Consider the following 25,720-nt stretch of genomic DNA (forward strand, 5'->3'; position numbering starts at 1 on the left):
AGATCATGTCGAAGGTGGAATCCATCGGGATCAAGCGCATCGAGGCGCTTCACTACTACGTCCGCGACCTCGAGCGGAGCCGCAAGTTCTACACGGAGAAGCTCGATTTCGAGGAGATCGCCCATTCGAGCCCCGAGCTCGAGGAGGCGGCCAAGCAGCGCTCGGTCGTCTTCCGCGCCGGCGAATGCATCGTCATGTGCTCGCAGCCGCTCGGCGAGGGCGGGCGGGCATGGCGGTACCTCCGCAAGCACCCGGACGGCGTCGGCACGCTGATCTTCGAGGTCGAGGACATCGAGCGCGCGTTCCGTCTGCTCGACGGGCGTGGCGGCACCCCGATCGACGAGATCACGCGCGTGAAGGAGGACGGCGGTGAGTTCGCCTCGTTCTCGGTCACGTCGCCTTTCGGCGACACGACGTTCCGCTTCGTCGAGCGCAAGGGCTATCGCAAGCTCTTCCCGGGCGCGGTGCATTACGACATCCCGCGCGGCGGCAAGAACTCGCTCGGCTTCACGCATTTCGATCACATCACGACGAACTTCCAGACGATGGCGCCCGCGCTGCTCTGGATGGAGCACGTGCTCGGCTTCGAGCGGTTCTGGGAGATCCAGTTCCACACCGAGGACGTCAAGAAGGGCGGCGATCACGGCTCGGGGCTGCGTTCGGCCGTCATGTGGGATCCGGGCTCGGGCGTGAAGTTCGCGAACAACGAGCCGTACCGACCGTATTTCAAGAGCTCGCAGATCAACATCTTCAACGAGGAGCACCGCGGCGACGGCGTGCAGCACGCGGCGATCGCGGTGAAGGACATCCTCACCTCCGTGAAGCACATGCGCGAGCGTGGCATCCAGTTCATGCCCACGCCGGGCTCGTATTACGACGCGCTCCCGGCGCGCCTGAAGTCGCTCGGCGTCCAGCAGATCGACGAGGATCAGAACGTGCTGCGCGACCTCGAAATCCTCGTCGACGGCGAGGCCGAGGGCAAATACCTGCTCCAGATCTTCCTCAAGGAGTCGGCCGGGACGCACGGGGATCCGAACGCCGGGCCGTTCTTCTACGAGATCATCCAGCGCAAGGGCGATCGGGGCTTCGGCGGCGGCAATTTCCGCGCGCTCTTCGAGAGCATCGAGCGGCAGCAGAAGACGGAAGGCAAGGTCGCATGATCGAGCGCCTCGCCTTCGGGGAGCTCGCGCCGAAGCACCATACGGTGCTCCGCGACGCGAAGGGCAACCTCCGCTGGGAGGAGTGCCTGACGCGTCGCGGGTTCGACGGGCCTTACACCATCGCGTATCACGAGCGGCGCCCGCACGAGCACCGCGTCGCGTCCGCCGAGCACGGGTTTGCGCTCCCGACGCCCGCTCCGCAGCGCCCCCTGGCGAAGCGCCATTATCGATCGACCTCGGTCCCGACCCCGAGCGGCCCGCAGATCGATGGGCGCGTCCCCTTGCTCTACAACGGCGACGTCGTCCTCGGCATCGCCCGCCCGGACGCGCCCGATCCCGTCTATTTCTCGAACGCCGACGCCGACGAGCTCTTCTACGTGTTCGAGGGCAGCGGCCTTTTGCGCACGATGCTCGGCGATCTGCGGTACGAGAAGGACGATTACATCTACGTGCCGCGGGGTCTCTTCTATCGCTTCATCCCCGACGCGGGGCTGCAATCGTGGCTCTGCATCGAGGCGATGGGCGGGATCCACATCCCTCGCCAGTGGCGCAACGACGTCGGGCAGCTCCGCATGGACGCGCCGTACAGTCACCGCGATTTCAAGAAGCCGACGTTCGTCGGGCCCATGGACGAGGGGATCCGCAAGCTCGTCGTCAAGCGTGACGGCGGCTTCCACGGCTTCTCGATGGAGCATTCGCCGCTCGACGTGGTCGGCTGGGACGGCACGGTCTATCCGTTCGTTTTCCCGATCCTGAACTTCCAGCCGCGCGCGGGCCTCGTGCACCTCCCGCCCGACTGGCACGGCACCTTCGCGGCGCGCGGCGCGCTCGTCTGCAGCTTCGTCCCGCGCGTGGTCGATTTCCACCCGCAAGCGATTCCCTGCCCGTACCCGCATTCGTCGTACGACTGCGACGAGTTCATCTTTTATTGCCGCGGCAACTTCACGTCGCGTCGCGGCGTCGGTCCGGGCAGCATCTCCCACCACCCGGCGGGCATCCCGCACGGCCCGCACCCGGGCTCCTACGAGGCCAGCATCGGCACGAAGGAGACGAGCGAGCTCGCAGTCATGCTCGACACGTTCGATCCCCTCCTCCCGACCGAGGCCGCGCTCGGCGCCGAGGATCCGGGCTATCAGGACAGCTTTATCGGGGGCTGAGCCGCTTCGGGCTCGCTTCCCTGCCCCTCCGGCTCCGGCGCGAACCGATCGACGCCTTCATACACGTCGGCGAGCCGGATCGTGCAGCCGAGCGCGGGCAGCTCCACGCTCCCCTCGTCCCCCGTGCACTCGGTGAGCAACCATTGCCCCGTGGGCAGCTTCCTGTAGTGCTCGATCCGCCGTTCGTCCTGGTACACGAGCACGTACTCGTCGAGCGAGGGGATCATGCGGTAATGGGCGAACTTGGACGTCTGGTCGTGCCGCGCCGTCGTTGGCGAAAGGACCTCCACGATGACCCGAGGGTTCAGGAGGTTCTCGCGGTACTTCGGGTGAAACTGCGGCGCGCCGCAGACGACGACCACGTCGGGGTAGGTGTAGAGGCCCGTCGCCTCGACGTAGACGCGTTGATCACTGGTCAGGACGGCGCACGGACCTCCACGAAGGGCGACGCCGAGTGAAACGATCATGTTCGCACAGAGCGCGTTGTGCCGCGCCGATGCGCCGGCCATCGCCGTGATCACGCCGCGGCAGAATTCGTGCTTGTCCAGGCTCTTGCGCTCGAGCTCGATGTACTCGTCCTCGGTCACGAGGGGCATCTTGGCAGCCACGACGTCGCTCCTCCATCGGTAGGGGCCTCCTAGCCGCTACAGCCTCCCCCGAGGCCCGTCAAGCGCCCGACCGCCGCGCTTGTGCGCCGGGGCTCGAAAGGCGCCGCGCGGCGCGCTAGGATGCGCGGCGGAGGACCTTTCATGTCGAGTCAACCCGAACGCGAGGATCCCTACCGCGAGCGCCTCTCCCCCGAGCAATACCGCGTCAGCCGATGCGGCGGCACCGAGCGGGCCTTCACGGGCAAGTACTGGAACCACAAGGCCGACGGGCGCTACACCTGCGTCTGCTGCGGCGAGCCGCTCTTCGATTCGTCCACGAAGTACGACTCCGGCAGCGGCTGGCCGAGCTACTGGGCCCCGCTCTCGAAGGACATCGTCAAGGAGATCGAGGACACGAGCCACGGCATGCACCGCACCGAGGTCCGCTGTGGAAAATGCGACGCCCACCTCGGCCACGTCTTCCCGGACGGCCCACCCCCGACCGGCATGCGGTATTGCATCAACTCGGCCTCGCTCGATTTCGTGCCCCGGTAAAAGGTAGGTCGCTAAGGCTCCCACAAAAGCGCTCGCCGCGACCCGAGCGCCTCCTTGCAGGCCTCCCGCCACGCCGGCGTGAGCCCATGGCCGAGATTCTCCGCGATCACGAGCAGTCGCGGCAGCTCCAGGTAATGCATGATCGCGAGCAGCCGCTTCTCGCCGAAGGAAAGCGCCTCGTGCCCCACGGACGCGCTTCCCCGCCGGAACCGGAAGGCGAGCGGGCCGAACGTTCGCTCGTTCGTCGGATCGCGCCGGACCAGCATGGCCGCCTCGTCGAAGCCGGTGAGCGCGACGAACCTGCGCAGGAACAGCGGGATCGAGCCGCGCTCGATCCACAAGCCTTCGTCGTTGAAATAGGTCTCCTTGCGCGCGAGGTCCAAGAGCGCCTCGCTCACGGGGTGGCTCGTGATCGGCAGGCCGCGGAGGCGAAAGGCGCGGGAGCCGTCCGGGCGTTCGTCGAAGGCGAGGCGCGGCGGCTCCATTGCATCGCCGGTGCGCGGGGACCGAGCGGCGCCGGTCAGGACGTCGAACGCGCCGAGCCCCTCGTCGAGCCAGCCCACGCCGCCGTACAAGGGGAAGTTGAGGAGCGTGATCATCCCGCCGAGGACACGGCCGTCTTGCGCCGCGGGCGTCCCTCGCCCCCGGAGCGCGCGGACGAGCGGCTCGAGGAAGCTCCCTTCGAAAGGTGAAAAGGGCGGGGATTTGCTCGAATAGAAGACGCCCTCGGCGCCGAAGGCGCGAGCGCCGCGCGGGTCGGCGATGCATTCGAGTCGATACACGAGCGCGTCGGTGCGCAGCTCGGTCGTCACCTCGCAGCACCAATCGGCGCTCGTGCCGGGCGCATTCTGGAGCCGCACCCGCATGTCCGCGCGACCGAGTGTGAGCTCGTAACCGAGCTCGAACGCCTCGCCCTCGAGGCCGGTGAAATCGAAGGCCGTCGCCATCGCCGCGAGGCGCAGGAGCGCCCTCGTCTCCGCGGTGCGAGGTCCACGCAGCACGGTCTTCGGGTCGACGAGGCGGAGCTCGGTCCCGGGCGCGAGGCCGGGAAAACGAGCGATGTGGAGCCGCGTCAGCGACATGGCAAAGCCGAGCTTATCACAGGCTCGCCCTTGTGTGCCTTCCCCTCGCATCCGGCACACGCAGGCACACCTTGCCGGCACATCTGGCACAATTTTCAATAAACCCACGAAATCGCGGGCTCTTCCGCTTGGCACGGAACGTGTTTCAAGGATAGGCATGAACCTCAAGCGCCTTTCTTTCCTGGTCCTCCCCGTCCTCCTCGCCGCCTGCGGCAACTACGTCGTCGAGGGGGGCAGCGACGACAACGCCAAAAACCAGAACGCCAACGGCACCAGTGGCAGCGGCGGCAATGGCGGCACCGGTGGCAATGGCACCGGCGGCGACAGCGACGGCCCGGATTCCCTCGCCGTCGCGCTCACCCGCGCGCAGCTCGACGTCCTCTGGGACGAATACTGGGCCAACCACGATCCGAGCGGCAGCAGCAGCAGCGCGGGCGGCGTCCCGGAGCTGAACCCGGACGACCTCTTCCTTCGCATCTCGGACCTCGGCGCCTCCTGCAATTCGCCCACCACGGACCTCGGCTGCGGTCATTGGCAGCTCAGCATCGCGCTTCCCCCGGCACTGCAACAGGTGGGCGTCTACAACCTCGACAGCCCGGAGCTGCTCGCGTACAGCCACTTCTCCGAGACCGGTGAGCCCTATTCGCCGGCGCCCGATGATTGCTCCTTTGGCGGCGGCACGATCGGCGCGGGCACGCTGGAGATCCTCTCGATCGACGAGAACGAGGTTCATTTCCGGATCGACGCCGAATACTGGGGCGAGAAGGCCAACGGCGAATACATCGCGCCGCGTTGCCCCGTCGCTCCCTGAATCGGTCGGTCCTGGAACGAAATCCGCCAGAACGTGAATGACGCAGCGGACCTCACAACCAAGAGGTCATGCGACGAACCATCGTTCTGGCGGGACTCATGGTCTGGGTAGGATGCCACGGAGGATCCGAGGGTAGCGGCGGCGCCGGCGGCGTCGGTGGCACAGGTGGTACCGGCGCCGGAGGCATCGGTGGTGCTGGCGGCGGCTCGGGCGGCATCGGTGGCACAGGTGGTGCTGGAGGCGGCTCGGGCGGCATCGGTGGCACAGGTGGTGCCGGCGGCGGCTCGGGCGGCATCGGTGGCACAGGTGGTGCCGGCGGCGGCGCGGGTGGTGCCGGCGGCGTGGGCGGCGGGAGCAACGGTGACGGCTACGTATGTTGCCCCGCCGGAACGTTCCTCTACTTCGGCCGCTGCCTCGGCCTCGACGAGCCGCTCTACCAGTGCGGCACCTCCTCTTCGGCCACGCCGTGCAGCGCAGCCCCGAACGCCCATTCGGCGTGCGTGGGCGGCGCCTGCCAGCCGCTCGGGAGCTGCCACGAAGGCTTCGCCGATTGCACCGCGCAGGCCGGCTGCGAGACCTCGCTCCTCACCCCCGCAAACTGCGGCGCCTGCGGCAATGCCTGCGCCCCCGGCGAGGTCTGCACGAGCGCGGGCTGCGCGCCCTCCTGCGCCCCGCCGGCGACGAACTGCAACGGCGCCTGCGTGGACCTGTTCTCCTCGCCCCAGCATTGCGGCGGCTGCTCCAAACCATGCATCACCCCGCTCCACGGCAAGGCCACCTGCACGGCCGCGACCTGCGACTTCGAGTGCCTCCCCGGCTTCACGAAATGCGGCAACAAATGCGTCGACGCGAATACGGACGCGAGCGCCTGCGGCGCCTCGTGCACCACCTGCGTCGTGCCCAAGGGCGGCTTTACGCACTGCGACGGCGGCCAATGCGTCCCCTCCTGCCCGGGGGGGTTCACGCTTTGCAACGACGTCTGCGCCGATCTCCAGACCTCGACCCAGCATTGCGGCGCGTGCGGCGTGACGTGCGCCGGGACGTGTATCGCGGGCACCTGCAATCCGGGGATGAGCTCGATCCTCGCAAACGCGGACAAACCCACGGACATCCAGATCGACGCGACGAGCGTCTATTTCATCGAATCCGGCACGAACTCGATCATCAAGGCGAACAAGTGGGGCGGGCCCAAGGAGACCCTCGCCGCAGCCCAGCCGAAACCATATCGCCTCGCGGTGGACGACACCCACGTCTACTGGACCAACGAGCTCGGCGGCAGCGTCGTGCGGATTCCCAGCGGCGGCGGCGCGATCGAGCTCGTCAGCGCCGCGTCCGAGCCGCAGTCGATCGCCGTCTCCGGGAGCGAGGTCTTCTGGGTGAACAAGTCGAACAAGGCCGTCATGAAGGCGCCCAAGGACGGCTCCGGTCCTGCGGTCACGCTCTGGATCGACGACGATCGGATCATCGGCCTCCGCGTGGACGAGACCCACGTGTACGCCGCGGCGCCGTCCCTCTCTTCGGGGCCGAGTTTCCAGACCTGGGTGAAGCGCGCACCGCGCGACGGCTCCGGGCCCGTCGAAAAGCTCACCACGGGCGAAGGCGGGATCGCCCTCGACGCGAAGCGCGTCTATTTCGACGGAATGTACGACATGGGCATCAACGTCGTCGCGTTCGACAAGGCGTCGCTGTCGATGAAGGAGCTCTCGTACTACGTCGGGGATCTGAACGGCGTCTACGACGACCTCGAGGTGGACGACGCCTATTCTTATTACGGCGGCCGCAAATCCCTCAAGTGTGGGTCGAGCGAGCCCGTGGCCGCCGCCGGGGGCATGTTCTTCGTGATCGACGGAGGTTACATCTACGGAACGTACTCCGACGGCACCGTGCGCCGGGTCCCGCGTTGACCTGATATCCCGCCCCGCCTCCGCCTTGCGCGGCCCGACCCCAGCGCGGTACAGAAAGCGCATGGATCACCGCGCACTCTTCCTCGTGTTACCTCTCGCCGCGCTCCTCACCGGCTGCTCCGACGAGCTCCCGCAACCACAGGAGCTCCCCCCTCCGGACGTCGTCAGCATCGCCGAAGCGCGCGCCCTGACCACCAACGAATACACGCAGATCGAGGGCTTCGTCTCCGTCACGCCGGGCACCTTCGTCACCGCCACCGGCGATTTCGGATTCGCGGTCCAGGACGACACCGGCGGCATTTATGTCAGCCTCTACGACGAACTCAAGATCCTCATCGGCGCCAAGGTCCGCGTCATCGGACAAATCCAGCAGGTCTCCAAGCAGACCGTGCTCGTCACGAACGCCTCCGGCCCCGAGATCCTGCAAGGCGTCGAGGCGGTCACGCCGAAAGACGTCGCGACCGGCGACGTCGACGAGTCGACCGAAGGGCAGCTCGTCCGCGTCAAGGGCCTCGTTTCGAAGGCCATCGTCGAGGACAAACCTTATGGCATCAAAGCGTACGTGGACGACGGCTCCGGCGAGGTCGAGATTTACGTGTGCTTTAAAGGCGACAAGCCCCTCATCGACACGACGAAGCTCACGAAGGGCACCGCCGTGGAGATCACGGGGTTCGCGCAGCAATACCTCGATCGGTACGAGATTGCCCCGCGCGGGACGGCGGATCTCGTGCTGACTCCGCCGCCCTCCCCCTGAGCGTCAGGTCTGAGCATTGGTCTCATGTGGGAGCCGCTGCGCTGGGGCGTTGCCCCAGGCCCCACCAGGGGCTATCCGCCCCTGGACCTGGACCAGCGCAAGCGCTGGACCCGGGGTCGAAGAACTGCGCGATGCGCAGTTCATCGAACAGGCCGAGGAACGACCCCTGCCAACCAAGACAGCCGCGCTGACATTTCGACAGGCAACGTTGGCCATGGTCTTGCCACCGGCCGTTGGAAGAACTGCGCATCGCGCAGTTCTTCCACCCTCGGTCCAGGCCGTGCCTGGTTCGGGTCGAGGGGCGAACAGCCCCCGCGGGGTCCGGGGCGGCGCCCCGGCGTGGCGGCCCCAAGGTGGAGCGTCAGGCGTCGCGGTTCACCGTCGCGGGTGAGAACGCCGGCAGGCAGACCGCAATGTACTCCGCGCCCTCCTCGCCGGGCGTGCTGTAGCGGACCCATTCTCCCTTGTGCGTGATGATCGCCTGACCTGCGCGCACGTCGACCGCTCCCCCCTCGTATTCGACGTGCAGCGTCCCGCGCAGCACGACCGTGAACTCGTCGAACGCCGGCCGCTGGCCCGGCTCGACCCAGCCTCCGGGGCTCCGCATGTGCGCCACGCTCGCGCTCTCGGTGCCCGTGTTGACGCGCCCCACGTACTCGTCGATGAGCTTCGGCTTGTTCCCGGCCGCCTCGATGCGGCTCGGCTTCTCGATGAAGGTCGGCATACGAAGGGCGTAGGCCGAGACGCACGTCCGCGTCAATCTTTTCGCAACGACGTGAGAGGGAGAACCATTCTCGCGTCATTCGTTTGGCGCAGTACAATAACCTAGTAAATTTGAACACATAGGGGAGAGGAAGGATACGCGGATACCGTGCGAGCCCGATTGCCGCAGGGACGGGATTGGGGCATGGGGGGGGAGCGCTGCTCCCGGCGCGGATGAGGCGCAGCGCAAAGAGGTCCTCATGAAAAGCAAGACCAGGTTCGATCGCCGTCGCTTCCTCGAGCTCCTATCTGTCGCCGGCGTCGCCGTGTACCTGCCGGGCTGCGGGCCGGATGATGGGAACCCGCCGACGAATCCGCCTGCATCGACGAAAAAGGTGCTCGTTCTCGGCGGAGGTCTCGCCGGGCTCTCGGCGGCCTACGAGCTCATGAAGAAGGGGTGGGACGTCACCGTGCTCGAGGCGCAGACGCGCGTCGGCGGCCGGGTCCACACCCAGCACGAGGGCTTCGAGAACGGCCAGTATGCCGAGCTCGGGGCGACGCGCATCCCCGACGTGCACGACCACACGATCGGCTACGTCGAGGAGCTCGGCCTGAAGCTCGAAGAGTTCCCGGACGGGACGCCGCTCTATTACCTGGGGGGCAATCGATTCGTCCACACGGAGGGCACGCCGTGGCCGATCCCGGGCCTGTCGCCCGAGGAGGCCACGGAAGGCCTCGGCATGTGGTCGACGTACATCGCGGCCAATTTCGCGGAATTCGGCAATCCCCGGGACGGGAGCTTCCCGCTCCCGGGCATCGTCGAGAAATACGACGGAATGGTCTGGACCGATTACCTCAAGAGCAAGGGCGCGACGGATGCGTGGCTCCCGCTCTATGCGTCGGACAACGGCACGGAGATCTACAAGATCGGCGTCCTCGCGTGGATGGCGCTCGAGACCGCGGACCAGGACTGGAGCCTCACCTACCACGTCCAGGGCGGCAACGACCTCATCGCACAGAAGCTCGCGGAGAAGCTCGACGGCAAGGTGTTCTTCGAGCGGGTTGTGAAATCGATCACGCAGGACGAGACGAAGGTCACGGTCACCGTCGACGCGAAGGGCACGTCGGAGACCTACGAGGCCGATTACCTCGTCTGCACGATCCCGCTCAAGCCGCTGCGCGACGTCGCGTTCTCGCCCGCGCTGCCGGACGACAAGCAGAAGGCGATGGACGAGGTCCACATGATGACCTCGTCGCGCGCCATGTTCCAGACGAAGACGCGATTCTGGAAGAACGATCCGCTCGGCGAGCTCGGCGGGCTCAAGCTCGCGAAGACCGACACGAAGGCCGAGCGCGTCTGGGATCTGACCGCGACCCAGACCGGCGACACGGGCATCCTGCTCGCGTACCTGCAGGACAAGAATGCCGACGACTTCGCGGCCATCGCCGCGCCCGAGCGCGAGGCGTACATCCAGGCCGAGTTGGCGAAGTTCTTCCCGGACATCGAGGCCGAGAAGCTCTCGTTCCACATGAAGGTCTGGGCCGAGGATCCGTGGGCGCAGGGCGCGTGGACGGAGATCCTGCCGAATCAGTGGTGGATGCTGGCCGTCCTCCCGCGGCCCGAGGGCCGGATCCATTTCGCCGGCGAGCACACCTCGATCTGGGCTGGCTGGATGCAGGGCGCCATCGAGAGCGCCAAGCGCGCCGTGGACGAGATCGTGAAGAAGAGCTGATCGTTCGGCCAGAAAACAGAAAGCCCGCTCGCGCCAGGAGGCACGGGCGGGCTTTCGTGTCCGAGAGGGCTCGGGGATCAGCCTTCGATGACGTAGTAGGCCTTCTCGGGCTTGTGCGTCTTGTAGCGGCGCCCGGCCGGCGTACCCGACCACTGATCCACCACCTCGATCTGATTGCCGAACTGGCCGAGGTAGATCGCCGCGTGGTTGCCGCGGGCGCGGCTCATGTACCGCTCGCCCTCCCAGCCGCACGCGATCGCCGTGCCCGCCGTGATCGCCGCGTTGCCGATCACTTGGGCGCCCTTCTTCCACGCCGACGTATGCGGCGCGCCGCAGGCGTACTTGACGAGCGCGACGCACTGCTCGCTCTCGCCGTAATGCCTGCCTTCGTAAAGCTCCGGGGTGTTCGTGCGATACGCCATGAAGGGCTCCTCTCTCGAGTTTGTGGTGGCGCTACATGGCGCCACGGAACGGAACCGGAAAAGGGTACAAGCGATCTTAGCCGGCCCACAAGCCGCTCGCGTTCTTCTTCCTCTCATTTCTTCGTTGGTTGACTTACACAACGCCGTTTCGACAAGGTGCGTTATGCTTTTCGACCCGCTCATCCACCACGCTCGCGGCATGATTCCAGCCGGACCATCGTGATGTTTCCTGACATCGAGACCCATCGGAAACGCGGCGTACGATATTTTCCCGGCCGCATCGTTTGCCCGCTCGCCGGCGTCGGCCGCCGCGGCGCGAACGAGAGCAACCGGCTCGCGCTGGAGAACGACGACACCGAAGTGACGATCGATCGGCGCGCGCGGCGGATCACGGTGACGAACACGCGCTGCTACCCGGAAAAGACGCTCATCGCGGATCTCGAGTTCCTCGCCGACGGGACGACGATGACGGGCGCGCGAACGCCGATCGCGATCCACCTCGAGATCTTCAAGAAAGGCGACGCGCTCTCGCTCGATCTGCACCGGCACCTGCGCACGCAGGAGCCGCTCGCGACCGCCGATTTCGAGCCGTTCGACGTGATCGTCGAAGGAGGGCCGCGGCCCGAGACGGTCTACACGAAAGAACGCGCGCTCGCGCTCGTGCAAGAGCCGTCGTTCATGCACCGCGTGGTGAAGGCGTTCATGGCCATGCGCGACAACACGCGCGGCTCGTTTCGGGATCCCTTTCGGAAAGGCTATCGCGTGGCGGATCTCTCGCTCGGCTTCGGCGCGCTCGGGCTCGCGTGGATGCTCGTGCGCGCGGAGCTGCGATCGCTCGACGGGGCGAACGCCGAGCTCATCCGTCAAGGATCCGTCGCCGCGATGCTGCGCGAGGGTGCGTGGGAGCTCTCGCTCACGGCGCTCTCGGACAAACTCTCGTCGATCGTGCAGCGGGATCTGTTCTTGTTCGGGCTCGATCGGGAGCCGCTGCTCGAACCCGTGATGACGCGCGGGCTCGGCGCGGGCGAGACGCTCGCGTTTCGCTTCCAGAAGGGCGAGGGCGAGATCGGGCTCGGCGAGAAGAGCGCGCGGATGGATGGCGCGATCGACGTCGCGCGGGCCTACCTCGAGTTCCACCTGCTCGGAGGGCTGCTCTGCGAGCACGCCGAGCGGCCCGCGGGGACACACGGCTGATGGAGATGGAGCGCGAGGGGACGCGCATCCACGCGCTCGACGGCGCGCGGGCCTTCGCCACGGCGCTCGTCCTCCTCTTGCACGGCCTGCTTTCGTTCCTGGAGACGCCGATCGGATGGGCGATCAAGGATCGCGCGACGCATCTCGCCGCGGACTTCGTGGTGTGGGTGGGCCGCGCGTTCCTGATGCCCGTATTTTTCCTGCTCTCCGGGATCGTCTCGCATGGCATCGTCCTGCGCCGGGGCCTTCGAGGCTTTGCACGCGAGCGGGCCACGCGTGTGCTCGTGCCGCTGCTCGTGGCGCTCGTACCCGTCTCCGCAGCCATGAACGCGCTCTGGGACCACGGGCGCACGCTCGAAGGTCGCGCCGCGGTGGGCAGCCAGGTCCCCGCGCTGCGCGCATCCGAGCTCCCCGTCACGCTCGCGCATCTCTGGTTCCTTTACTACCTGCTCCTGCTCTCGACGCTCGCCGCCGTCCTGCCGCGGCGACCTTTCCGTTCGCCCCTCGCCTTGCCCGCGATCGCGATCGCCCCGGTGTCGGCGCTGCTCCTCGTCGCGGGAAAACTCCAGCTCGACACGCCGCTCTCGTTCCTCGTCGAACCCCTCATCGCAGCCTACTTCGCGGTATTTTTCGCGTGGGGGTGGCTGCTCGATCCCGCGGACCTCGCGGCGTATGCGCGGCGGCTCCCGTGGCTCGCGGGGCTCGCGCTCGTGCTGCTCGCCGCGCTCGTCCCCGCGCTCGTCGCGAGCACGGCGGCGGGCGCACCGGCGCGCGCGCCCGCGTGGGCGCTCGTCACGAGCGCGGCGTTCTCGTGCCTCGCCGTCGCGGTTTTTCTGGGCACGTGCGGGCGGCTCGTGACCCGCGAGCGGCCGCTCGTCCGCTTGCTCGCCGACGCGTCGTACTTCGTGTACGTCACACACCTGCCGATCGTGGTCTTCCTCCAGCTCACCGCGTCGCGCCTCGCGTGGCCGGGGCCCTTGAAGTACGCGGGCGTCGTCTCGATCGCGGCGGTCGTTTGTCTCGGCGTGTTCCTGCTCCTCAGAGCCGCCCGTCGTGGATCGAAACGGTCCTCCCCGCTCGCGCCGCGATCCGCGGATCGTGCGTGACCACGAGCAGCGCCGCGCCGAGCGCCGCAGCCGCGGTGAGCGCCTCCATCACGACGTCCGCCGAGGCGCTGTCGAGGCTGCCCGTCGGCTCGTCGGCGAGCACGAGGCGCGGGCGGTTCACGAGCGCGCGGGCGATGGCCACGCGTTGCGCCTCGCCCACGGAGAGCTCGGCAGCCGGCGCGTCACGGCGCGCGGTGAGGCCGAACCGGTCGAGGAGCGCATCCGCCGAGCGCTCGGCTTCCCGGCGCGAGGCCCCGAGACGCCATGCCGGCAGCGCCACGTTCTCCCGCGCGCTCAGCGTCTCGACGAGGTTGTTCTGTTGAAACACGAAGCCAATCCAGGCGAGGCGCAGCTCGGCGCGCACGGCATCGGAGAGTGACCAGGCGTCGTGACCAGCGAGCACGACGCGGCCCGCGGTGGGACGGTCGAGCAGACCGATCATCTGGAGCAGCGTGGTCTTGCCGCAGCCGCTCGGGCCCACGAGCGCGATGGACTCGGCCTCGTCGAGGTCGAGCGAGGCGCCGCGCACGACGTCACGCTCGCCGAGGCGGCGCACGAGGCTCTCGCAGCGGAGCACCGTCGGCATCAGTCGATCCTGCGCAGGACCCGCGCCGGGTCGGTTCGGGCCGCGCGCCAGGCGGGGACGCTGCCGGCGAGCAGGGTGGTGGCGAGGACGGCGAGGCACGGCCCCGCGAGGACCGCGGCCGTGATGACGGGACGAACCACGAGCGCCTCCCACGAAAAGATGGGGTGAGCCTGGAAGTAGAGCAGCATCCCGTAGCCAAGCGCCGCGCCGGCGACGAGCCCGACGAGCGCGACGACGAGGGTCTGGAGCAAGAAGAGGCCGAAGATCTCGCGGCGTGAGAAGCCGAGCGCGGCGAGGATGCCGATCTCGCGGCGGCGGCCGAGGACGTGGATGTGGAAGAGGGCCCAGACGGGGATGCTGATCGCCGCGACGACCATCGCGTAGGAGACGGCGTTCACGGTGCGGTTCGCGGCGAGATAGTTCGTCACGTACGGGTCGTCCTCGCGCCAGCCGACGGCGCGGGCCTCGGGGAGGCGGGCTTCGAGGCGCGTGGCGAGGGCCGAGGCGGCGAAGTGGTCGTCGAGGTGGACGTGGATAGCGGAGGCGGCGGCCGGGGCGCCGGTCTTCTCGGCGAGGGAAGCGCGGTCGAGGAAGACGCTGCGATAAGCGCCGGCGCTGCCCGCGACGAGGCCACGCACGGTCATGACGGACGCGCCCACGGGCTCGCCGGCGGCGCCGGGCGGCGCGCCGAGGATGACCCGCAGATCGACGACGTCGCCGACCTTCACGCCGATTCGATTCGCGAGCGAGGTGCCGATGAGCACGCCGTTCGAATCGCCGCGCGCGGGGAGCGCGCCGTCCGTGAGGTGGAACGGCCGGAGCGCGGGATCGCCGGAAAAATCGTAGCCGTAGACGAGCGCATTCTGGAATCGCCCGCCTTTGCCGACGGCGCCGGGCAGGACGAGGACGGGGACGGCGGCGCGGACGGGCGTGTCCGCGGCCTCGGAGACCTTCGCGGCTGCGGCAGCGCCGTCGTCGAAGTGCCGTTTATCCCGCGGCTCGACGCGCACGTCGCCGGCCCCGTGGCGCAGCTCCTCTTCGAGCAGGGCCTCGGAGAAGCCGGCGAGGTTCGACGTATTGGGGATCTGGAAACCCGCGCCCGCGGCGACCGAAAGGACGAGCAACGCGAACGTGAAGCGGCTCCCGAGCAGGCTCTTTCGGGCGAGCAAGAGGAGCGGCCCGAGGCTAGGGCGCGAACGCGGGAGCGGGGCGGGCTCCATCCGCGTCAGGCCCCGTCGAGCAGACGCACGTGAATGGCCGGCGCCTTCCGCGGGACCTCGCGCTCCAGCACCTCGCCCATGCGCAAAAGGAGGTGCTCTTCCCAGGGACGCCCGAGGATCTGAATGCCGATCGGATGCCCGCTCGTGTCGTATCCGCCGGGCACGGAGAGCGCGGGGTTGCCCGTGAGGTTCGCCGGATAGACGAACCGCATGAGCCCACTCGTGACCTCCAGGTTGCTCTCGCCGCGCGGAAACACGTCGTCCGCGATGCGCGGCGCCGTGAGCGCGGTCGTCGGCGTGACGATCACGTCGACCGCCTGCAGCACCCGGGCAAGGTGCTCGGAAAAACGCGTGCGCACCTTCTGGGCCTGCACGTAATCGATACCAGCCAGCGCCCGCCCCATCGCCAGGTTGATCCGCACGCCGAGCCCGAACGCTCGCCGGTGCTCGGCGTCGTGCCGCGCCATGCACGAGGCCATTTCGCAAAGAATCGTCACGCCCTGCGCCACACGCGCACGCTCGAGCTCGGGAATCTCGATCTCGACGATCCGCGCGCCCCGGGCGCGGAAGATGTCGAGCGCCCCTTCCGCGGCGCGGACGATCTCGGGCGTCGCGTGCTCGAACCAGGGCCGGTACACGCCGATGCGCACGCCTTCGAGATCCTCCCGGCCGAGGCCGTCGAGGTGGTGCGGCGGCTGGTGGAGCGAATTCGGATCTTTCGCATCGGGGCCGGCCATGAGGGCATAGGCGAGCGCGACGTCCCGGATCGTCGCGCCGAGCGGGCCGACGTGGCCGACGCTCGCGCAGAGCGGAAAGGCGCCGTGCTCGCTGATGCGGCTCCACGTCGCCTTGAGCCCGACGATGCCGCAGAGCGCGGCGGGAATGCGGATCGAGCCGCCGCCGTCCGCGCCGATCGAGATCGGGCAGAACCCGGCCGCGACGCTGGCGGCCGATCCGCTCGACGAGCCGCCCGTGTAATGCCCCGGCGCATACGGGTTCGTCGGGGTGCCGTGGTGGGCATTGAACCCCGAGGTATCGATGCCGATCTCGTGCATGTTGACCTTGCCGAGGATCAAGGCGCCGGCAGAGCGCAAACGGCGGACCGTGGTGGCGTCCTCGGAGGGACGGAGCTTCAAGAATCGCGTCCCGACGGTGGTGTGATACCCTTCCACGTCGAGCTCGTCCTTGACCGACACGGGCACGCCGTCGAGCGGGCCTTTGGGCGCGCCTTTGCGATATCGCTCGCGGCTCTCGCGGGCCGCGGCGAGCAGGCGATCGGTGTTTCGCTCGATGAACACCCGGAGCGGGCGCTCGCCCGTGTCGAGGCGCTGCGCGGCCTCCAGGAATCGCTCGGCGACCTTCACCGGGTCCGCGCGCCCCTCGCGGTACGCGGCGACGAAGTCCGCGGCCGACTCGAAGGCAAATCCTTTGGTTTTTTGGGCCGAACGCGCGAGGCCTTCGAGGTCGACGGGCGGCGCGGCCGAGGCCGTGAAGCTCGCGGGACGCGGCAGGCTCGGGACGACGGAGGGCGCGTCGCGGAGGTCCGAGTACCGGAGATCCAGAATACCGAGGTCCTTCAGGAGCTTCTGCCCGATGAGATGCCCCGTGGCCGGATTTTCGAGGGCGAGCGCCGCGGCTTCGAGCGCGAGGCCGGTCATCCGGGGGGCATTGGCGGTCTTGAGATCGTACGTCATGGGAAACGCTCCAGGGCGAGGACGGCGAATCCTAGGCCATGGGACGCGGGTTTGCAGCAAAGAACCATTGTCCCGAGGGCGTTCACGCGCGCCTGCGCCGCCGAGATGCAAGGAGCGGCACGAGCCCGAGCAGGACGAGCCCACGCGGCGCCTCGGAGAAGGCTCCGACGTGACACGCGCATCCGCCGCCGGTGGATCGGTATGTCGTGCCGAAGGGGCCGCCCCCCACACCCCACGACGAGGAGCACGGCGAGGGACCAGTCGACGGTGCAGCAGGTGGAATCGAATGTGCGGCGCATGCGGGTCTCCGGCCCAATCGCTCAAGAAATCTGCCACCATTTCTTCGCCCCGAGCCGTCGGAACGATCGCACCACGGCCTCCGCATCGTCCGCGAGCTCGTCCACGGGCACGCACATCGCCGCGCCAAACGCGACCATCACGACCTCCCCGTCCGGCTCCGTGAACCAGCGAAAGAGCGATTGCTGCCGCGACGCGCCCTTCGCGTAGGCATGATACGTCTCCGCATGCGAGCGTCCGCGTTCGTCCGGCAGCGCGACGGCACTCACGCGCACGCCCTCGGCGCCCGCAGGCACGGACGCGCGGGTCAGATCCTCCGCAATCCGCGCGAGCTTTCGCCCATTGCGCTCCGCGAGGCGCGTCCCCGTCCGCGAGACCGTGAGGAGCTGGATCCCATCGGTCCCCGAGAAAGAAACCCGGCTCCACGACGCAAGCTTCGGCGAAGGCGGATTCTTCTCCACGAGCCGATACCGCGGCGGCGGAGTGACGGCAAACCCGGCAGCCGTAATCTCGACCTCGCCGGGCCGCGTCTCCACGTCGGGATCGAGGACCTCGAGGCCAGCATCTTCCAGCAGAAATCGAAGTCCTTTCCGGGCCACGCTGAGCGGATGCCGCGGGAACGAGGCGTCGAGCGCGGGATCGTCGGACGCGCGTTGATCGATACCCCGCAAAAAAGCCGCGGGATCCGTGCCAGCAAGGGCGGCAGTCGCGCGATCCGCCACAGCCGCCTCGCGCACGCCCGAAAGCCGCGACGTCGGCGGAAGAACCCGCACTTCGAAGAGCCCCTGCGCAAGCGGCACGAGGAGATGGCCCATCAAGGTCTCGCGGCCCGGCTCGTACCAAAGGCGATGCACGACGCGGAGCACGCGCGCCGCGCCCAGGTTCACGGGAGCGACCTCGACGACCGGCGACCAGGCCTTATCATCCGTACGCGGGCGCATCTTCGAATCCGCAGGCGAGGTCGACCGGAAGCACGTCTCGAAGAGGTCACGCGCATGCCGCTCGACATCGCGGCGGAGGAGCGCATCGTGCGCAGGCAAGAGGTCGAGCCGATGCGTGAAAGCCCCGAGCGAAAGAGAAAAGCCGCGGGCCTTGTCGACGAGCATCGCGGAGCGCTCAGTCTCCTCCGAAACCTCGAACCCCCGCGGGACGGCAAACCGAACGCCGCGCCGTCCCTGTTTCAGCTCCTCGACGAATGCCATGTGGGTCATTTTGAGTTGAAGGCGCTGCGCTGGGGCGTTGCCCCAGGCCCCACCAGGGGCTGTCCGCCCCTGGACCCGGACCAGCCAGGGGCTGGACCCAGGACGATGAACTGCGCGAAGCGCAGTTCATCGCACAGGCCGGGTCAAGACCGCAAGCGACCTAGCCAACCAGGACAGCAGCACGGACCCCTCAACGGGCAACGTGATCCTGCTGGAAGAACTGCGCATCGCGCAGTTCTTCCACCAAAGGTCCAGCGCTTGCGCTGGTCCGGGTCCAGGGGTGGACAACCCCTGGTGGGGCCTGGGGCAACGCCCCAGCGCGGCGCTTCCTCAGGGCGCGATGACCACGCAGCCCAGGCGGGCTGATTCGTTCCGCGGCAGCTCCTGCGAATCCGTGGTGGCCCAGTGATAATAGACGTCGTAGGTCCCGGGCACGATCTGCTTCGCCACGTAGGTTGCGTCCCCAGGCCTCCCCAGGAGCAAGCTGTCTCCTGTCTCCAGGTTCCGGAACCGCACCGCGCTGCTCTTGTCGCCCGCCGCCGGCACGCTGCCGTTGATCGTGATGGCCCCGCTCAGCGTGACCGCGGGGACGTCGACGTTGAACGTTTGCGAGCTCGTCAGCGCGACACCGCTCTTGAGCCGGACACCCTCGTTTCGCGGCAGCTCCTGCGAATCTGTCGTGTCCCAGTGATAATAGACGTCGTAGGTCCCGGCCACGATCAGCTTCGCCACGTAGCTTGCGTCCCCGGGCCTCCCCAGAAGCAAGCTGTCGCCGGTAGCCACGTTCCGGAGCCGCACCGCGCTGCTCTTGTTCCCCGCCGCAGGCACGCTCCCGTTGATCGTGATGGCCCCGCTCAGCGAGATCGTGGAAATGTCGACATTGAACGTTTGCGAGCTCGTCAGCGCGACACCGCTCTTCAGCCGGACACCCTCGTTTCGCGGCAGCTCCTGCGAATCCGTGAGGTCCCAGTGATAATAGACGTCGTAGGTCCCGGCCACGATCTGCTTGGCCGTATAACTTGCGTCGCCAGGCCTCCCCAGCAGCACACTGTCGCCGGTCGCCACGTTCCGGAGCCGCACCGCGCTGGTCTTGTTCCCCGCCGCCGGCACGCTGCCGTTCACCGTGATGGCCCCGCTCAGCGTGATCGTGGGGATGTCGACGTTGAACGTTTGCGAGCTCGTCAGCGAGACACCGCTCTTGAGCCGGACGCCCTCGTTTCGCGGCAGCCCCTGCGAATCCGTGATGTCCCAGTGATAATAGACGTCGTAGGTCCCGGCCACGATCTGCTTGGCCGTATAACTTGCGTCGCCAGGCCTCCCCAGCAGCACGCTGTCTCCGGTCTCCACGTTCCGGAGCCGCACCGCGCTGGTCTTGTTCCCCGCCACAGGCACGCTGCCGTTCACCGTGATGGCCCCGCTCAGCGTGATCGTTTTGATGTCGACGTTGAACGTTTGCGAGCTCGTGAGCTCGACACCGCTCTTGAGCCGGACGCTCTCGTTCCGCGGCAGCCCCTGCGAATCCGTGATGTCCCAGTAATAATAGACGTCGTAGGTCCCGGGCACGATCGACTTGGCCGCATAACTTGCGTCGCCAGGCCTCCCCAGCAGCATGCTGTCTCCAGTCCCGAGGTTCCGGAGCCGCACCGCGCTGGTCTTGTTCCCCGCCACAGGCACGCTCCCGTTCACCGTGATGGCGCCGTTCAGCGTGATCGTGGAGATGTCGACGTTGAACGTTTGCGAGCTCGTGAGCTCGACACCGCTCTTGAGCCGGACGCCCTCGTTCCGCGGCAGCTCCTGCGAGTCCGTGATGTCCCAGTGATAATAGAGGTCGTAGGTCCCGGGCACGATCGACTTGGCCGTATAACTTGCGTCGCCAGGCCTCCCCAGCAGCAAGCTGTCTCCGGTCTTCAGGTCGCGGAGCCGCACGGCGCTGGTCTGGTTCCCCGCCGCCGGCACGCTGCCGTTCACCGTGATGGCGCCGTTCAGCGTGATCGCGGGGACGTCGATATTCGCGTTGCCGAGATCTTCCAGCTTGGTGCAGATGGGCTCTGTCCCACCGCCGGCACCAGCCTCGCCGCCGCCGGCACCAGCGTCTCCGCCGCCGCCGCCGCCGCCGCCGCTGCCGCCGCCGCTGCCGCCGCTGCCGCTGCCGCCAGGCGTCCCACTCGATGGCGGGTCCGAGCAGGCCGTGCAGAGCACGGCGAAACATAGAAGAAAGCGCACCACCCAGACACTTCCGACGAGCTTGTTCATTCGCGGTCCTCGTGATCCGAAGGCGTAAGAAGATGGGGAGCGGGGCTTTGCCCCAGAGCTTTGCCCAATACGGCGGATCGCCCCACAAGTTTTGTCATTTCGTGCCAGCCGCCGCCGCGTGCACTACCCCTGCACCGGTCCGCCGCCCGACGGATCCTCGCTCGTCGTCGTCTCGGCGGACGGCGTGATCTCCTCGCCAGCGAGCGCGCGGTTCGTCGGGCGCACCCGCTCGGAAAGGTCTTTACGACCGGCCAGGCGGAAAAGACCGACGAGGGTGTCGGCGGTGCCCTGGTGGTCCTCGATCCACGCGAGCACCTGGCTATCGCGACGGCCGAGCTGATCGGCGAGCTCCTGCTCCTCGCGCAGCATGGTCGCGAGGGCTTGATCGAGGACATTGGCCTTGGCGTCCAGCGTCGCGGCCATGGCGGCGCTGTCGAAGGTCACGCCCTCGACGGTGACCAGAAAGGGCTTGTTCGTCATCAGGTCCGACACGCTCCGCGCGTGGCTCGCGAGCTCGCGGGGCGCGCGCGGCGTCTCTCCCGCGAGACCATAGGTGTGGAGCCCACCGGTGCCGAGCGCGTCCGAGACCATCGATTTGACGCGCACGGCGGCGCGGAGGAGGTCCGCGGCGGCCGTGTCGCGTCCCTCGCGCACGCCGACGTCGTCGGCGCGTTCCGCGAGGACACGCAGCTCCGCTTGATCGAGGGACCGGGCCGAGGCGCCGAGGGTATCCGTCAAGAACGCGAGGAGGATGTGAAACACCTCCTTCGTTGCTTTCGTATTCGCCCCTTGCACGGAAATCGCGCGCGCCGCGAGCTTCTCGGCGGCCTGCTCGGCGTGCGTCTTTGCCGCGTTGATGACGTGCCCGCTCGATTGAATGCGGTTATCGACCTGCCTCGACTTCTTCGCCACGAACAACCTCCCTCACGGAACGCGCCCGAGCTTCCAGAGCCGGGCTTCGAGGGGGGCAGCTTACGAGTCCAGGTCCCAAACTGTCCAGCTCGGACGCCTCGCGAAGGTGTTCCGCGGGATGGGAGGCACGATCCCGACGCTCGCGGAGGCGTTCCGTCAACGGAAAGTCGGCTTCGCGGGGGTCGATCAGGGGTTCCGTCGGCGAAAAATCGGCTTCGCGGGGGTCGATCGGGTGTTCCGTCGGCGAAACGGCGGCTGCGCGGGGGTCGATCGGGCGTTCCGTTCCGGCACGGCGGGGGCGCGGGGGTCGATCGGGCGTTCCGTTCGGGAGAGGGCGGCGGCGCGGGGGGCGGGAGGCGGATTTTTGGGCGCGGGACGGCTTCGCGGGGGTCGCGGATGGGAAATTTGGTGATGCGGCTCGCTCTCACCCGCGGATGTCTTCCGCGGACGAGCTAAGCGGCGTCTTTCTCCCAGGCGGCAGCGAGGGCGAGGATGCGCGCGTTCTCGGGGACGTTTTCGAGGAAGCTCCGGCGCAGCTCGGGGTCGTCGATCGTCGCCGCGCGTGATAGCAAGAGGTCTCGGGTGTCGAGTAGCAGGGCCCGCGCGCGGGCGTGGTTGCCTGTCGCGTGCAGCGCCTCGGCGCGGGTGAGGCACAGGGCCATTTCAAAAGGTCTTCCCCCGCCGCTCGCGTCGTACTTCTCGGCCGCATCCTCGAAGAGGCGCAACGCTTCGTCCGCGCGCTGCTGCCTGACGAGGACGGCCGCGAGCGTCGCCCTCGTCTCGAAGTACCACCGAGAAGTACCCAAGCGCGAGAGGATCTCCATGCCCGCGCGCACCTCGCGCTCCGCCGCGTCGAGCTCACCGGACCCACGGAGAACGCTGGCCAGTGTCACTCTGGTGATGCCTTCATAATAGGGATTGTTGCGCACGAGATCGAGTCCCCCGACATCGGCCAGCGTCGCGCGTGCCTCCTCCAGGGCCCCCTGCGCCGCGAGCGCCAGGGCCAGAGAACACCTCCCCTCGAAAGCAACGGCCCCCTCGTTGTCCACCAGCACGCTACGCAACTCCTCTTCAGCGCGGGCGTACGCCCCCATGCACAACAAATTTCTCGCGACGCGCAGACGGGTCCTCGCCGCGTGCCGCCGGTCGCCGGCCTCTTCGTAGCTCGCAATGGCAGCTCGTGCAGCTTCCAGGCTTCCCCAGGAATTCCCCTCGAAGAAAAGCTCCGAGCTGCGCACCTCGTAGAGCCTGCCCCGAACCACGGGATCGTGCACCGCGATGGGGCTACCGAGCTGCTCCATCCGCGCCGCGCAGAGCCTTGCGTGGTCATGCCTGCTGCTGACGATCATCAAGGCTTCATGGACATACGCGATGGCGTCCACGAGGGTGCGCACGCTCTCAGGGCTCGCCTCCACCTCGAGGAGGGCTCGGATGTCCTCGGAGAGCTCCCTGGATCTCCCGCTCACCACGGCCCAAATGACCTTTCCTGCGATTGCCAGGGCCCAGAGCGAATCGCCTGGAGCAATCTCGCACAGGTCGAGCGCGGCCATGCTCGACCCTAACGCCGCCCAATCGCCGCTCGTCCCTTGAGCTTCGCCCCGGACGAGAAAGAGCTCCGTGCGCAGCCTCCCAGATGCGCCGCAGCCGAGGCCACGCTCGGTGCAGGTAACCGCTCCATGCAGGTCATTGGCCTGGAGCATCTGCCTGGCCGCCGCGAGATACCACTCCGCCGCGCGCTCCTGACTCTTTCCCCGCTCGAAATGCTCCGCCAGGCGCAACGCGTCGCCCTCGCCCCATTGCACGAGCCACTCCCCCACGAGCCGATGTCCGAGGGTTCGATCGGGCTCCGTCAGCATACCATAGGCGCCCTCCCGCAAGAGCGAATGCCGGAACGAATACTCTTCCTCCCCCGGAAACCTGCTCGCCTCGCTCCGCTGCAACACCTCGCGCGTGGCCAGCATCTCGAGCCAATCGTGCGCGCACCGCGCCTCGTCCCCCCCGCCGAGCAGGTGCTCCACGCCGCCGCACCAGAAGACATCTCCGAATACGCTGGCCGCGCGCAGCACACGCCGCGCATCGGAGGAGAGGGCGGCAAGGCGCGCCTCGACCATCGCCAGCACGGTCTCCGGCAATTGCTCTCCGCGCCCCTCGGCCACCGCTCGGATGAGCTCCTCCAGGAAAAACGGATGGCCCGCGGCGCGCTTCACGATCCGCGCGATCGTCCGAGGCTCGGCCGTCGTCCCGAGCGCACTTCGAGCGAGCTCCTCCGCGGCACGTGGGGTCAGCTCGCCCAGGCGAATCTCGGACAACCCACGCTCGGCCCATACCTTGGGAAACACGTCGTGCACCTCGGGCCGACCGAACGCTGCCACGACGAGCGGCTTGCCTGCGAGGTCCCGCAACGCCGCGTCGACGAGCTTCACCGAGGGAAGATCGCCCCAGTGCAGATCCTCGAGGACGAGCAACACCGGGTGCGCACGGCACTCGGCCGCCATGAACTGCCGAAAGGAGTTTTGAATCTGATCGGCCATGAGCCGCGCGTCGAGACGCGCGGCGCGGAGCTTGGCGCTGTCGTCGTCGGGGAAGGGCGTGCCCGTCATCTCACCGAGAAACGCAGCCACGTGGCGGACCTCGGGCTCGGCCACGTGGCGCGCGACCCGCTCGGCAAGCTTGCGCCTGCGCTCGTCGATGGACTCGTGGCCCGCGACCGCGAACGCATGACGCAACGCCGAGCCAGCGAGGGCAAACGCCGATCCTTTGCTCATCGCGTCGCCGCGCCCGATCCACACATTGACCTCTGGATGGTGCTGGAAGGCCGCGTAAACGAATTCCTGGCGAAGACGGGACTTTCCGATTCCAGGCGGCCCGGTCACGAGTACCGCGCGCGCGACGCTCTCGCCGACGGATTCGTCGAGGAGATCGAGCAGAATGCGCAGTTCTCGCGTGCGCCCCACGAACGGGCTCGGTTTGCCGAGCAGCGTGCGTGCCGCCGCGCTGATCTCCTCCTCGCGGTGAAGCTCGATCCCGCTCGGCCCACGCACCACCACGAAACGCGCGTCGAAGAGCCCCGCGGTCACCTCGTCGACGAGCACCCAGCGCCCCGCCGCGCGCAGGAGCACGGCGGCCCGATCGAGGACCTGTCCGATCGGCAAAGCCTCCGCGACCTCGCCGAGGCCGGTCGCGATCGCAACGGGCGCGTCCGGCACGCGCAGGCGCATCTGGAGCGCGCATCGTGCCGCCCGCGCCGCCACATCCGACGCGCTCGCAGCATTCATGAAGACCGCCAGCATCGAGCCGTCCGCCAGCCATTCGACACGCGCGCCGAACGTCTTCGCGGCCGACTCCAACGCCTCTCGGCGGGTGCGCGTGGATTCGACGTCCTCCTCGGCCAGCGCGCCGACGGCGACGATACTCAGCAATCGTTGCTCGCTCCTCGTCAGCGCCTCCGCGGGCGGCACCTCGGAGAGCCACGACCAAGCATGACGCGCATCGAGACAGGCAAGCGCCTCCGCGACCTCCCCCGCATCGGCGAGCCGATCGGCCGGATCTTTCGCGAGCATACACGCGACCAGCGCTTCGAGCCGCACCGATGCCTCGGGCCGGAGCTTTCGCAAGGGCGGTGGATCCTCGAGCAAGACCTTCGCCAGGATGGCCATGACGTGCTCGCCCTGAAATGCGGGCTGCCCGGTCAAGCACTCGAACAGCACAGCGCCGAGCGCGAACACATCGACGCGCGCGTCGAGCGACGGCGCGCCTCGCGCCTGCTCGGGCGCCATGTAGCTCGGCGTCCCCAGCACGACGCCCGTCCGCGTGAACCGTGGCGAAAGCGGGAAACGCGCGAGACCAAAATCGAGCAACTTCACCCGATCCAGCGCGCCATCCACGAGGAAGACGTTGCTCGGCTTGATATCGCGGTGTACCACGCCACGCGAATGCGCCGTCGCGAGGGCCGAGGCCGCCGCGCCGAGGACGGCGACGCTCTCCTCGATCGTGAGCCTCCCGCGCGAGAGTCGCGCGCCGAGCTCCTCTCCCGCGAGCCATTCCATGGCGAGGAAGGGCTCGCCCGCACGGGTCACACCGTGCGTGACATACCGGACGATGCCCGGATGATCGAGCCCGGCGAGCACACGCGCCTCCATATCGAAACGCGCGATATCGCGGGGCTCCCGGTCATGGAGCACCTTGACGGCCACCGGCCCGCCGGACAGGCGGTCGTGCGCCCGGAACACCGAGCCCATTCCCCCCGAGCCGGCGACCCGCTCGATGACGAATCGATCGTCGATGACGTCCCCCGCCTGCATGCGCTCTCCTGTGCGGAGCAACCTAAGGTCACGCGCGGGAGATGGCATACGAAGAGGCGCTTGCACTCCTTCGCAGCTCGCTTCTTCA

At 68.1% G+C, this 25,720-nt stretch carries 21 protein-coding genes; 9 read left to right on the plus strand and 12 right to left on the minus strand.

Annotation, left to right across the window (positions count from 1 at the left end; all coding sequences use genetic code 11):
• Positions 1-5: 5 nt before the first annotated feature.
• The gene (locus tag KEG38_RS40810; RefSeq protein ID WP_272425887.1) at positions 6-1,160 is read left to right on the plus strand and encodes a 4-hydroxyphenylpyruvate dioxygenase family protein; all 1,155 of its coding nucleotides are present in this window, start codon (positions 6-8) and stop codon (positions 1,158-1,160) included.
• Positions 1,157-2,317, plus strand: coding sequence for a homogentisate 1,2-dioxygenase (locus KEG38_RS40815; RefSeq protein ID WP_272425889.1), 1,161 nt, complete (start codon positions 1,157-1,159; stop codon positions 2,315-2,317). Before KEG38_RS40810 ends, KEG38_RS40815 begins: the two co-directional genes overlap by 4 nt.
• Here the strand turns inward: KEG38_RS40815 and KEG38_RS40820 are convergent.
• Positions 2,293-2,925 carry a Uma2 family endonuclease gene (locus KEG38_RS40820; protein WP_272425891.1) on the minus strand — a complete coding sequence of 211 codons (633 nt, stop codon included), beginning with the start codon at positions 2,923-2,925 and terminating at the stop codon, positions 2,293-2,295. The genes KEG38_RS40815 and KEG38_RS40820 overlap by 25 nt on opposite strands.
• Before the next feature lie 141 nt (positions 2,926-3,066).
• Between KEG38_RS40820 and msrB the strand changes: the two genes are divergently transcribed.
• On the plus strand, positions 3,067-3,459 hold the full coding sequence (gene msrB, locus KEG38_RS40825) for a peptide-methionine (R)-S-oxide reductase MsrB (RefSeq protein WP_272425893.1): 393 nt from the start codon (positions 3,067-3,069) through the stop codon (positions 3,457-3,459).
• An 11-nt stretch (positions 3,460-3,470) separates the two neighbouring features.
• Here msrB and KEG38_RS40830 read toward each other — a convergent pair whose 3' ends face one another.
• Positions 3,471-4,541 carry a hypothetical protein gene (locus KEG38_RS40830; protein WP_272425894.1) on the minus strand — a complete coding sequence of 357 codons (1,071 nt, stop codon included), beginning with the start codon at positions 4,539-4,541 and terminating at the stop codon, positions 3,471-3,473.
• A 157-nt stretch (positions 4,542-4,698) separates the two neighbouring features.
• On the opposite strand from KEG38_RS40830, the gene KEG38_RS40835 reads away from it, so the two are divergent.
• From KEG38_RS40835 to KEG38_RS40845, 3 genes are all read left to right on the plus strand, one after another.
• Positions 4,699-5,352 carry a hypothetical protein gene (locus tag KEG38_RS40835; protein ID WP_272425895.1) on the plus strand — a complete coding sequence of 218 codons (654 nt, stop codon included), beginning with the start codon at positions 4,699-4,701 and terminating at the stop codon, positions 5,350-5,352.
• A gap of 68 nt (positions 5,353-5,420) precedes the next feature.
• Positions 5,421-7,256, plus strand: coding sequence for a hypothetical protein (locus KEG38_RS40840; protein WP_272425897.1), 1,836 nt, complete (start codon positions 5,421-5,423; stop codon positions 7,254-7,256).
• A 61-nt stretch (positions 7,257-7,317) separates the two neighbouring features.
• A complete protein-coding gene (locus KEG38_RS40845) occupies positions 7,318-8,010 on the plus strand; it encodes a DNA-binding protein (protein ID WP_272425899.1) in 693 nt (230 codons plus the stop codon).
• Between the two features lie 361 nt (positions 8,011-8,371).
• Here the strand turns inward: KEG38_RS40845 and KEG38_RS40850 are convergent, their stop codons facing one another.
• The gene (locus tag KEG38_RS40850) at positions 8,372-8,734 is read right to left on the minus strand and encodes a cupin domain-containing protein (RefSeq protein WP_272425901.1); all 363 of its coding nucleotides are present in this window, start codon (positions 8,732-8,734) and stop codon (positions 8,372-8,374) included.
• Positions 8,735-8,972: 238 nt separating this feature from the next.
• Between KEG38_RS40850 and KEG38_RS40855 the strand changes: the two genes are divergently transcribed.
• Positions 8,973-10,445, plus strand: coding sequence for a flavin monoamine oxidase family protein (locus tag KEG38_RS40855; protein ID WP_272425903.1), 1,473 nt, complete (start codon positions 8,973-8,975; stop codon positions 10,443-10,445).
• A 77-nt stretch (positions 10,446-10,522) separates the two neighbouring features.
• Here KEG38_RS40855 and KEG38_RS40860 read toward each other — a convergent pair whose 3' ends face one another.
• On the minus strand, positions 10,523-10,867 hold the full coding sequence (locus KEG38_RS40860) for a BPSL0067 family protein (protein ID WP_272425905.1): 345 nt from the start codon (positions 10,865-10,867) through the stop codon (positions 10,523-10,525).
• 219 nt (positions 10,868-11,086) lie between these two features.
• Between KEG38_RS40860 and KEG38_RS40865 the strand changes: the two genes are divergently transcribed.
• Together KEG38_RS40865 and KEG38_RS40870 are read left to right on the plus strand one after the other, a co-directional pair.
• Positions 11,087-12,061, plus strand: a complete 975-nt coding sequence (locus tag KEG38_RS40865; RefSeq protein WP_272425906.1) for a hypothetical protein — start codon at positions 11,087-11,089, stop codon at positions 12,059-12,061.
• The gene (locus tag KEG38_RS40870; protein ID WP_272425908.1) at positions 12,061-13,167 is read left to right on the plus strand and encodes an acyltransferase family protein; all 1,107 of its coding nucleotides are present in this window, start codon (positions 12,061-12,063) and stop codon (positions 13,165-13,167) included. The genes KEG38_RS40865 and KEG38_RS40870 overlap by 1 nt, the downstream gene beginning before the upstream one ends.
• Here KEG38_RS40870 and KEG38_RS40875 read toward each other — a convergent pair.
• The 8 genes from KEG38_RS40875 to KEG38_RS40905 form a co-directional block, all read right to left on the minus strand.
• A complete protein-coding gene (locus tag KEG38_RS40875; RefSeq protein ID WP_272425910.1) occupies positions 13,100-13,753 on the minus strand; it encodes an ABC transporter ATP-binding protein in 654 nt (217 codons plus the stop codon). The genes KEG38_RS40870 and KEG38_RS40875 overlap by 68 nt on opposite strands.
• A complete protein-coding gene (locus KEG38_RS40880) occupies positions 13,753-14,922 on the minus strand; it encodes an ABC transporter permease (RefSeq protein WP_272425912.1) in 1,170 nt (389 codons plus the stop codon). Before KEG38_RS40880 ends, KEG38_RS40875 begins: the two co-directional genes overlap by 1 nt.
• Positions 14,923-14,978: 56 nt before the next feature.
• Positions 14,979-16,667, minus strand: a complete 1,689-nt coding sequence (locus KEG38_RS40885) for an amidase (RefSeq protein ID WP_272425914.1) — start codon at positions 16,665-16,667, stop codon at positions 14,979-14,981.
• A gap of 82 nt (positions 16,668-16,749) precedes the next feature.
• Complete coding sequence (locus KEG38_RS56200) at positions 16,750-17,052, minus strand: MYXO-CTERM sorting domain-containing protein (RefSeq protein ID WP_372518225.1); 303 nt, start codon at positions 17,050-17,052, stop codon at positions 16,750-16,752.
• Entirely contained in the window at positions 16,988-18,166 is a 1,179-nt protein-coding gene (locus tag KEG38_RS40890) for a hypothetical protein (RefSeq protein WP_272425916.1), read from the minus strand. Before KEG38_RS40890 ends, KEG38_RS56200 begins: the two co-directional genes overlap by 65 nt.
• A gap of 330 nt (positions 18,167-18,496) precedes the next feature.
• Positions 18,497-20,419 carry a hypothetical protein gene (locus KEG38_RS40895; protein WP_272425917.1) on the minus strand — a complete coding sequence of 641 codons (1,923 nt, stop codon included), beginning with the start codon at positions 20,417-20,419 and terminating at the stop codon, positions 18,497-18,499.
• A 123-nt stretch (positions 20,420-20,542) separates the two neighbouring features.
• Positions 20,543-21,331 (minus strand): hypothetical protein, encoded by a 789-nt coding sequence (locus tag KEG38_RS40900; protein ID WP_272425919.1) that lies wholly within the window; start codon positions 21,329-21,331, stop codon positions 20,543-20,545.
• Between the two features lie 452 nt (positions 21,332-21,783).
• Positions 21,784-25,680 carry a serine/threonine-protein kinase gene (locus KEG38_RS40905; RefSeq protein WP_272425921.1) on the minus strand — a complete coding sequence of 1,299 codons (3,897 nt, stop codon included), beginning with the start codon at positions 25,678-25,680 and terminating at the stop codon, positions 21,784-21,786.
• Between the last annotated feature and the right edge of the window lie 40 nt (positions 25,681-25,720).

The sequence above is a fragment of the Polyangium jinanense genome, assembly GCF_028435265.1.
Taxonomy (GTDB): Bacteria; Myxococcota_A; Polyangia; order Polyangiales; family Polyangiaceae; genus Polyangium; species Polyangium jinanense.

What these genes read in the sequence shown, in the direction of transcription:
- KEG38_RS40810 (WP_272425887.1), top strand. Translation starts at nt 6, where the DNA reads ATGTCGAAGGTGGAATCCATCGGGATCAAGCGCATCGAGGCGCTTCAC.
- KEG38_RS40815 (WP_272425889.1), top strand. Translation starts at nt 1,157, where the DNA reads ATGATCGAGCGCCTCGCCTTCGGGGAGCTCGCGCCGAAGCACCATACG.
- msrB (WP_272425893.1), top strand. Translation starts at nt 3,067, where the DNA reads ATGTCGAGTCAACCCGAACGCGAGGATCCCTACCGCGAGCGCCTCTCC.
- KEG38_RS40830 (WP_272425894.1), bottom strand. Translation starts at nt 4,541, where the DNA reads ATGTCGCTGACGCGGCTCCACATCGCTCGTTTTCCCGGCCTCGCGCCC.
- KEG38_RS40835 (WP_272425895.1), top strand. Translation starts at nt 4,699, where the DNA reads ATGAACCTCAAGCGCCTTTCTTTCCTGGTCCTCCCCGTCCTCCTCGCC.
- KEG38_RS40840 (WP_272425897.1), top strand. Translation starts at nt 5,421, where the DNA reads ATGCGACGAACCATCGTTCTGGCGGGACTCATGGTCTGGGTAGGATGC.
- KEG38_RS40845 (WP_272425899.1), top strand. Translation starts at nt 7,318, where the DNA reads ATGGATCACCGCGCACTCTTCCTCGTGTTACCTCTCGCCGCGCTCCTC.
- KEG38_RS40850 (WP_272425901.1), bottom strand. Translation starts at nt 8,734, where the DNA reads ATGCCGACCTTCATCGAGAAGCCGAGCCGCATCGAGGCGGCCGGGAAC.
- KEG38_RS40855 (WP_272425903.1), top strand. Translation starts at nt 8,973, where the DNA reads ATGAAAAGCAAGACCAGGTTCGATCGCCGTCGCTTCCTCGAGCTCCTA.
- KEG38_RS40860 (WP_272425905.1), bottom strand. Translation starts at nt 10,867, where the DNA reads ATGGCGTATCGCACGAACACCCCGGAGCTTTACGAAGGCAGGCATTAC.
- KEG38_RS40870 (WP_272425908.1), top strand. Translation starts at nt 12,061, where the DNA reads ATGGAGATGGAGCGCGAGGGGACGCGCATCCACGCGCTCGACGGCGCG.
- KEG38_RS40875 (WP_272425910.1), bottom strand. Translation starts at nt 13,753, where the DNA reads ATGCCGACGGTGCTCCGCTGCGAGAGCCTCGTGCGCCGCCTCGGCGAG.
- KEG38_RS40885 (WP_272425914.1), bottom strand. Translation starts at nt 16,667, where the DNA reads ATGACGTACGATCTCAAGACCGCCAATGCCCCCCGGATGACCGGCCTC.
- KEG38_RS56200 (WP_372518225.1), bottom strand. Translation starts at nt 17,052, where the DNA reads ATGCGGAGGCCGTGGTGCGATCGTTCCGACGGCTCGGGGCGAAGAAAT.
- KEG38_RS40890 (WP_272425916.1), bottom strand. Translation starts at nt 18,166, where the DNA reads ATGGCATTCGTCGAGGAGCTGAAACAGGGACGGCGCGGCGTTCGGTTT.
- KEG38_RS40895 (WP_272425917.1), bottom strand. Translation starts at nt 20,419, where the DNA reads ATGAACAAGCTCGTCGGAAGTGTCTGGGTGGTGCGCTTTCTTCTATGT.
- KEG38_RS40905 (WP_272425921.1), bottom strand. Translation starts at nt 25,680, where the DNA reads ATGCCATCTCCCGCGCGTGACCTTAGGTTGCTCCGCACAGGAGAGCGC.